This is a genomic window from Paraburkholderia sp. (assembly GCF_036488505.1).
Taxonomy (GTDB): domain Bacteria; phylum Pseudomonadota; class Gammaproteobacteria; order Burkholderiales; family Burkholderiaceae; genus Paraburkholderia.
In genome coordinates, this window is sequence record NZ_DASXHN010000058.1 from 1 (window position 1) to 7900 (window position 7900).

A 7900-nucleotide genomic window follows, 5' to 3' on the forward strand; every position below is an offset into this window, starting at 1 on the left:
ATCAGGCGGGGAGATCAGGCGGGGAGATCAGGCGGGGAGATCAGGCGGGAAGATCAGGCGGGAAGATCAGGCGGGAGGGTCCGGCGGGAAGATCAGGCGGGAGGGTCAGGCGGGAACATCGGGCGCAGAAATCAGGCGGGAAGGTAAGCCGGAAAATCAGGCCGGACGGTCAGGCCGGAACATCGGGCCGGCCCAGTAGGTGGACACATCAGGCCAGGCGCGCATAGCCGGCGTTGCGCGCTTCGGTTTCCAACTGGCGGATGCGCGCGTAGGCGGCGAGCGGCAGCGTCGAAAAACCCATTAAGCGTAGACGCCGGGCGCGCTCCGGCCGGACCGTCAGCGTTTCGGTCAAAGCGTCGCGCAACGCGTCGATCGTGGCCGAGGGCACGTTGGCTGCCGCGATCAACGGCAAACCCGGCGACGCGGCGGTCATGCCGATCGCGCGAACGCGCGCCGCCAGCCCCGGTAACACATCGCGCACGAAAGCGAACGTCACACAGTCGATTGCGGCGATGTCCGCTCGATCGTCGGCGACCGCGCGCAGCGAGCCGAGATGCGAGCCGGTGCGCGCGACCGTGCCGAAGAACATGCCGGCGCGCGCGAGCGGTGCGACCGCGTGACGAAATGCATTCATACCGCTGTTTGAATCGTCCTGGTTGTAGGCGGCGCGTGCGCCCCGGCAGGACGCGAGTGTGTCGAACTGCGCGTCGGCGCGCGTGATCAGCACGCTCGAATAATGAGCGCCGTCGCAGCCCGGCGCATCGAAGCAGGGTGTCGCAACCAGTTGGACCTGCTCGTGCAGTCCGCGCATCAGCGGATAGCCGCAGGTTTGCGACATCAGCAGGTTCGGGCGCCGCCAGAAGCCGTGCAATTCCTCGTCCGGTTCGACGATGCGGCACGCCGGTGTGACCCGGCGCAGCACGTCGTCGAGCCACTCGCGCCACTCGAGGTCGAGCGCGGGTGTCACGTTGTACATCGGCAAGGCGGCGATCCAGGTCATTGCACGCGATTATGGCTAATGTCTGACCAGTTTGAAGTCGTCGAGCCCGAGTCGCACCGATTCAGTCGGCACGAACTTCCATTTTTGCGCGGCAACCGACAGGATTTCGTCCTGCGCGTCCTCGAACGCGACCAGCAGGTCCTCCTTGCGATTGCTCGCCGCGCCACAGAAAGCCACCAGTGCTTCCGCACTCACCTCGAAAATCTGCGCGCGATCGTCACAGCACACGCGGAACGCGACGGTCGCGCATTCCGTCACACAGGGCCTGAACCCTTCATCGACATAGACCGACATGGCGAACTCCTTCGGACGCCCGAATCGACAGGATGACAAACCGCGCCTGCCGGGTATGTTGGAGAACCGGCATTCACGGCAAAATGCCCGGCGCCGCGGTTCGCACGGCAGACCGGTCACTGGCTGAAAGGACGCCCGAAGCTGGCCGGGAACGCTCGCGTAGAGCCGGGGCCAGGACCACGGTGCGGACTGTGGCCGGAGCAAAGCCGGTCGCGGCCGCAGCGGCGCGCCGGCAATGACTTGAATATGCGCTCGAAAGGTTTTCGGACAGAGCCATAATGATGGCCCGAGTGAGCGGCCTGACCTTGTTCGGAAGATGCTTAAATCGACTCCAGAAGTAACACGTGGACTGCCCAGGCCCCAACGTCAGCCCCGAACGACTTTACATTTCCGTCCGTGCACAGCTTATGAATGCGTTTTTTGCTTCGTCACGTCCGTCTCAGACGTGGGTTGAAGTTGTCCCACCAACTTTGCTGCTTATGAAACGCTTCTCTTGCCCGGGTAGTTCCGTGCCCGACGTTGCTCCTGATCAGCCGCGCGCGAGCATCCACTTTACGATCTACACGGCTTTCGTGCAGACCATAATTTGGGCGCACCAGGCGCACCAGGCGCACCAGGCGCACCAGGCGCACCACGTACGATGCCCGCACCACGTACGATGCGCGCAAGCGCGTAGGCCCGCGCAGAGAGAGGAAGGGCTGGACGGGTGTGGTGTGTTTGACAGCAGCAAGTCCTGAAAGTTGATCCGCGCGATTTGCACGACAAACAGCCTGACCGTTGTTGACCAGCTCCACTTGCACCGTTAGATCCCTTGATCGCCCAGCTTCCCGCCGTTCCTACCCGGAGCCCGACTCGTTCGCGCTCATTCCCTCGCCACGACTTCCGTGCCGCGCGGCGGCGGTGCGGACTTTGCCTCAGCGCGGGCGAAATCGAGGCGCCGGATCAGCGGCCCCAACGTGGTCGCCTGAATCAGCAGACTGAATACCACCACGAGGTACGTGACGCCAATCAACATCTCGCGCCCGTGGAAGTCCGGCAGCGACAACGCGAGTGCGATCGAAATGCCGCCGCGCAGCCCACCCCAGGTCAGCACGACTGTCGAATGCGGATTAAGCCGCCGGAAGTTCTGCAGCGCGAGCAACGGGATCGCAACGCTCACGGCGCGCGCAAGCAGCACGACCGGAATCGCGGCGAGCCCGAGCCAGACGATATGGACGCGCAGTGACAGCGCGATGATCTCGAGCCCGATCAGGCCGAACAGCAACAGGTTGAGCAGTTCGTCGAGCAGGTCCCAGAAGTTGAATAGATGCTCGCGGGTCTTCTCCGACATCGAGGTCAGCGCGCCGTGACTGCCGATTACGAGCCCGATGATGACGACCGCGAGCGGCGCCGACACGTGCAGGATTTCGGCAAGACTATAGCCACCGGTGGCGAGCGCGAGCGTGATCAGAATCTCGACCGGATAGCTGTCGATGCCGCGCAGCAGCAGCGAGGCACCGAAGCCGAGCGCTACGCCGAGCACCAGCGCGCCCGCGACTTCGCGCAGCAGGTCGAGCGCGACCGCGTTGACCGAGAAGTCGTTCGCGCCAGTCGCGAGCCCGACCAGCGTGACGAACGCGACGACGGCGGTGCCGTCGTTGAACAGCGACTCGCCCGTGATCTTGGTTTTGAGGCTTTCCGGCGCCGAGGCGCGCTTGAGCACGCTTAGCACCGCGATTGGATCGGTCGGCGAAATCAGCGCGCCGAACGTCAGACACCAGAGCAGACTGATCGGATGGCCGAGCCATTGCGCGACGTAGAAAAAGCCTAAGCCGACCACCGCGACCGAGATCAGCACGCCGACGGTGGCAAGCATCAGCACCGCGCGCCGCTGTGTGCGCATCTTCGAGAGATCGACGTGCAGCGCGCCGGCGAACAGCAACAGACTGAGCAGGCCATGAAACACGATGTCCGCGAAATCGACTTGCACGACGATCTTGCGCGCGGCGACCGCCATTGCGGGATAGTAAAAACCCAGCGCCGAAATGCCGAGGCAGACGACGAGCCCCACCGCGGTGATGCCGAGCGTGTCGGGCAGCTTGATGAACCGGTAGTTGATGACGCCGAACAGCGCGACGATGGTGAACAGCACACCTGTGATCTGGAATACGCTCATCGTAATTTAATTCGAGACGGCGTCTGGAATGGCGCGGCTGCTTCAGTTGGGAAAAGATCGATATCTTCGCGTGGACGGGTAAGAAACCCAGTTCCAGGCGATGATCGCTTTATTCAACGCGGCAGTCGATGCAGTCGGACACGGCGATTTTTGTCGGACCGTAGCAAGGCCTTTTCCCGGCGCACGCTACGAACGGATGGCGGGAGCCGCGCTGGGCACGGTGCTCACCATGGATCGCCATGAAATGAAATGGCTTTACTCGGACCGGCGTTGCGCAGGCCAAGTTCCAGGTTCAGGTTTTATATCCGAATCTCTTTTATTTCAAGAAATTTTATTTTGAGACCATTCGACTACTAGCGGACAGTGCAATTGGCAACAGCTTGCCACCGCGCATTGCTCCGGTTCGCGCGGCCGCTGGCAAGTGTGCTGGTCTTCTCAGTGCCTGGTGTTTCGATCTCGTTCTCCGTCGTGCGCGATTTTCGGTCGAGCGGCTGCGGTCCACTGGGGGCGCTGCTCATTGCCGGCAATGAGTTGCGTGCAAAACAACAGTTTTGAGTTTTCTTTACATCCGCGCCATTGCACGATCGCTACAGTGCGTCAGGTATCTGCAAAACAACAATGAAGTGGAACAGCGAAGCGCACGATGAACGCGACAGTCGGCACACTGGCAACTTGGATCACCATCTGACGGGGCGGCGTGGAACGCAAACTATCCGCGGTGCGTAAAAAAATAAGCCTCGATAGCGAAGGGCGCAATCGAGGCTTCTGAAGGACAGACAGCAACGCCTGTCCGGGGAGATCGATCGGACCGTGATCGACGGCTTCCACTATAGCGACAGTTGAAGCGGCCAACTGTCAACAAATGTAGCGTCGATTGGGTACCGGCTGATTCGCTTGCAACCCTGGCTTTAAACGGTTTGGCGCAACTATTTAACTTTTATTGAATGTGATCACAAAGGTTTACAGTTGCCGCGATTCGCCGGATTAAAGTACACGCATCGAAGCTGAAAAATGCGGCGGAAGATCAGGTAGCAGGAGCGGGCCAAAGCGGAGTCAAAATGTCGTCGAGGCGGCGATAGCACCTACCTTCAGAAGGAAACGGACGGTGAAAGCGCGGGCGATAAAAACAGCAAGATCCCGACCAAGCGCGGGCAGCTATGTTCTCTGTGCGCTGGCATTTGCGGCGGTCACGCTGAGCGTCTTAATGACAAGCAGCGCACAGGCGCAACATCATGCAGCACTCACGCACCGAGCAACGAGCGGTTTGCCGCCCGGATTCGTGGCGATCGTCAACGGTACTGCTATTTCGAAGTCGCAACTCGACGACGCGGTTCGCGGTAGCCGGCAACCCCATACGCAGGAACTTCGGCGCGCGCTCAAACACGATCTGATCACGCGCGAGCTATTGCGTCAGCTCGCGGAAGCCGCCCATTACGACACGAGGCCGGAAGTGCGGCAGGCTGTCGACGCAGCGCGGGTCGAACTCGAAACGCGCCTTTACATAAAAGATCACATTCACCCGGAGCCCGTGAGCGATGCGCAGATCAGCGCGCGCTACGACGAAATCGTCGCCTCGCTGCACAGCGACGAATATTTGCCGCGCATCATCGAGGTGGCCGGCGAGGCGACCGCGAAAGAAGTACTGACGCAACTTGATGCCGGCGGCGATTTCGCGGCATTGGCCCGGCAATACAGCCTTTCGCCGAGCAAGGGCGCCGGCGGCCTGCTGAACTGGATGGACTTCAAGGCGCCAACGTCAGAAGGCAACGCGGGTGGCCTGGCGCCGCCGGTCGCGCTGGCGTTGAAAAGACTGCCGGTCGGGGGCACGGCTCTCGTTCCGGTCGCGGTGAATGATCTTCGCGTTATCGTTAGGCTCGACGCTAAACGCGCGAGCCCGGTGCCGACGCTCGATCAAATGAAGGACACGATTCGTCTCCAATTGGAGGATCTCGCACTGCGCAAAGCCTGTGCGCAATTCGCCACTGCATTGCTCGACGACGCGACGATCGTGCAATAGAAAAAATAGCGATCGAGCTGAACAGATCACGGACGGCTGCGCAGTGCCCGGCCATTCCGTGCGGCACTAACGGGTGGTTCTTTCCTAATACTTTCTATTTCGTCTGGATCTGCGTTTTGGAGCGCGAGAATAAACTCACGATTGACCGGTCTGGAGATGGCACGCTTTGCCGACGTGTCTGAAGTACCGCACGCGGATTCGCGTGCTCCGTGTGACCGTTGCAAGTGCCGCTTGCGCGCAGGTCTTGTTCAGCGTTAAACGGAGCGCATCGCAGCGACGTTTCCCCGCGGTGCACGCCGAATCACTGCCGCTCCGGCATCCTTCGCCTCAAATACAGCCGTCCCGGCGGCTCGAAGTAAGTTCCGAACCGCACGAGCCCGGCCTTCTTCAAGTGGCACGTCATTTCGAAACTGACGAGCACACCCGGGTCTCCGTTCTCAAGAATGTCGATATCGATCGCGCGGATACGCGGCTCATACTTCAGCAGCGTCGCCTCCATCTGCTGCCGCAGCGCGTGGGCCGACGACGGCAGCGCCTTGTAGATGTTCGTCATGTCCGGCAGCCCGTAGTCGGGCAGATGCTTGAGCGCGCCCGCGCGCGCGTTCAGGATGCGCTGCACGTTGTGCTGCACGCTGAGGCATTCGAGCGTGCGATCGTCGTGCGCATCGAGCGACTCGCCGCCGATCTGGCCGAGCAACATGTCATAGAGCGAGGGTCCCGCAGGCATGATGCGACTCCTGTCAGGCGATGGCCGGCGCCGCCGTCGCGTGCTCGACGACAGTCTGTTGACGATCGACGAATTCGATCGTCAGATTGCGTTCCGGCGAACTGGACAGCAGTATTTTGGCGGGCGCGGCGCCGCGCGCCATCCGCGTAAGCAGCTCACGCGATACGGTCGGCAAGATGCGCTGGTTGAGGAACGCGTCGATGTTGCGCGCGCCCGATTCGCGCGCGAGACACAACTCGGCCATCGCATCGATCAATGATTCGTCGCAGCTCAGCTCGACATCGTGCAGGCGACGCAAACGGTCCGCGACCCTCGCGAGCTTCAGTCGTACGATCGATGCAAGCGCGAGCACATCGAGCGGCCGATACACGAGCGTCTGGAAGCGCGCAAGCAGCGCCGGCTGGAAATGCGCGACGAGTTCCGGATGAATCGCACCGAGCAGTTCTGTGTCTGAGATCGCCGGGTTCTGCGCAGTCGCGTCGTCGATGCGCGCGCTGCCGAGATTCGAGGTCATCAGGATCACGCAATTGCGGAAGTCGATCTCGCGCCCTTCACCGTCGCGCATCATGCCGCGATCGAACACCTGGTAGAACAGGTCGAGCACGTCGCGATGCGCCTTTTCCACTTCGTCGAGCAGTACCACGCCGTAGGGCCTTTGCCGCACTGCTCCGGTCAGAATGCCGCCCCGGCCGTAGCCGACGTAGCCGGGCGGCGAGCCCTTCAGTTGCGAGACGGTGTGCGGCTCCTGGTATTCCGACATGTTGATCGTCGTGAGCGCCGCTTGGCCCCCGAATAGCAGATCGGCAAGCGCGAGCGCCGTTTCTGTCTTGCCGACACCGGATGGTCCGGCAAGCAGAAACACGCCGAGCGGCGCGTGTTCGTTCTTGAGACCGGTCCTGGCGGTGCGCAGGCTTTCCGACAGCGCGGCGAGCGCATCGTGCTGAGCGACGACACGTGTGGCGAGCTGCGCTTCCAGCGTGAGCAGGCTTTGCAGCTCGTCTTCGACGAGACTGCCGACCGGGATGCCGGTCCATTCGGCGACGACCCGCGCAACGGCCTGCGCGTCGACATCGGCGAAGATTAACGGCGTCTTGCCTTGAGCGCGCCGCAGTGCATCGCGCGCTTCGCCGAGAGCGGCGGCGTCGCGTAGGGCGGGGTCGCTGTCGCGTTGTCGATGCAGGGTCCGGACGAGTTCGAGTTCCTCGTCGTAGCGCGCTTGCAGGTCGCCGAGTTCGCTGTGGGCCGTGGCGAGCGCGACGTCGAGCGCGTCGCGACGCGCGCCGATAGCGTCGATAGCGCCGATAGCGTCGATTCCGGCGCGGCTGTCATCTTCGAGCGTCGCGCGTTCGAGTTCCAGTGCCGCGACTGCCGCGCGCGCGCGTTGCAGGTCCGCGGGCGGCGCCTCGAGACCCATGCGCACACGCGCGGCGGCTGTGTCGATCAGGTCGACGGCCTTGTCCGGCAACTGGCGGGCCGGGATGTAGCGGCGCGATAACTTGACTGCGGCGATCAGCGCTTCGTCGCGGATATGCACGTTGTGGTAGGTCGCATAGCGGCTCTTCAGGCCGCGCAGCATCAGGCAGGCCGCGTCGTCGTCCGGCTCGTCGATCTGGATCACCTGGAAGCGGCGTTCGAGCGCGGCGTCGCGCTCGAAAAACTCCTTGTATTCGGACCAGGTCGTTGCCGCGATCGTGCGCAGCTCGCCGC

General features: G+C 62.4%; 8 protein-coding genes. 2 read left to right on the top strand and 6 right to left on the bottom strand.

Annotation, left to right across the window (positions count from 1 at the left end; translation table 11 throughout):
* Nucleotides 1-208 precede the first annotated feature (208 nt).
* The 4 genes from VGH68_RS03380 to VGH68_RS03395 form a co-directional block, all read right to left on the bottom strand.
* Nucleotides 209-1000, bottom strand: a complete 792-nt coding sequence (locus tag VGH68_RS03380; RefSeq protein WP_331602090.1) for a phosphate/phosphite/phosphonate ABC transporter substrate-binding protein — start codon at nt 998-1000, stop codon at nt 209-211.
* A gap of 15 nt (nt 1001-1015) precedes the next feature.
* Nucleotides 1016-1294 carry a DUF1488 family protein gene (locus VGH68_RS03385; RefSeq protein ID WP_331602091.1) on the bottom strand — a complete coding sequence of 93 codons (279 nt, stop codon included), beginning with the start codon at nt 1292-1294 and terminating at the stop codon, nt 1016-1018.
* 428 nt (nt 1295-1722) lie between these two features.
* Nucleotides 1723-2094, bottom strand: a complete 372-nt coding sequence (locus VGH68_RS03390; protein ID WP_331602092.1) for a hypothetical protein — start codon at nt 2092-2094, stop codon at nt 1723-1725.
* A gap of 62 nt (nt 2095-2156) precedes the next feature.
* Nucleotides 2157-3449: a sodium:proton antiporter gene (locus VGH68_RS03395; RefSeq protein WP_331602093.1), complete on the bottom strand. Its 1293-nt coding sequence runs from the start codon at nt 3447-3449 to the stop codon at nt 2157-2159.
* Nucleotides 3450-3549: 100 nt separating this feature from the next.
* On the opposite strand from VGH68_RS03395, the gene VGH68_RS03400 reads away from it, so the two are divergent.
* Both VGH68_RS03400 and VGH68_RS03405 read left to right on the top strand, forming a co-directional pair.
* Complete coding sequence (locus VGH68_RS03400; RefSeq protein ID WP_331602094.1) at nt 3550-3789, top strand: hypothetical protein; 240 nt, start codon at nt 3550-3552, stop codon at nt 3787-3789.
* 924 nt (nt 3790-4713) lie between these two features.
* Nucleotides 4714-5466: a peptidyl-prolyl cis-trans isomerase gene (locus tag VGH68_RS03405; protein WP_331602095.1), complete on the top strand. Its 753-nt coding sequence runs from the start codon at nt 4714-4716 to the stop codon at nt 5464-5466.
* Between the two features lie 301 nt (nt 5467-5767).
* Here VGH68_RS03405 and tssE read toward each other — a convergent pair whose 3' ends face one another.
* Together tssE and VGH68_RS03415 are read right to left on the bottom strand one after the other, a co-directional pair.
* Entirely contained in the window at nt 5768-6193 is a 426-nt protein-coding gene (gene tssE, locus VGH68_RS03410; RefSeq protein ID WP_331602096.1) for a type VI secretion system baseplate subunit TssE, read from the bottom strand.
* A gap of 13 nt (nt 6194-6206) precedes the next feature.
* A partial coding sequence (locus VGH68_RS03415) for an AAA family ATPase (RefSeq protein ID WP_331602097.1) occupies nt 6207-7900 on the bottom strand: 1694 nt, incomplete at its 5' end.

Bases quoted from the DNA above. Each gene is read 5' to 3' on its own strand.
- VGH68_RS03395 (WP_331602093.1), bottom strand. From the start codon at position 3,449: ATGAGCGTATTCCAGATCACAGGTGTGCTGTTCACCATCGTCGCGCTG.
- VGH68_RS03400 (WP_331602094.1), top strand. From the start codon at position 3,550: ATGATCGCTTTATTCAACGCGGCAGTCGATGCAGTCGGACACGGCGAT.
- tssE (WP_331602096.1), bottom strand. From the start codon at position 6,193: ATGCCTGCGGGACCCTCGCTCTATGACATGTTGCTCGGCCAGATCGGC.
- VGH68_RS03380 (WP_331602090.1), bottom strand. From the start codon at position 1,000: ATGACCTGGATCGCCGCCTTGCCGATGTACAACGTGACACCCGCGCTC.
- VGH68_RS03385 (WP_331602091.1), bottom strand. From the start codon at position 1,294: ATGTCGGTCTATGTCGATGAAGGGTTCAGGCCCTGTGTGACGGAATGC.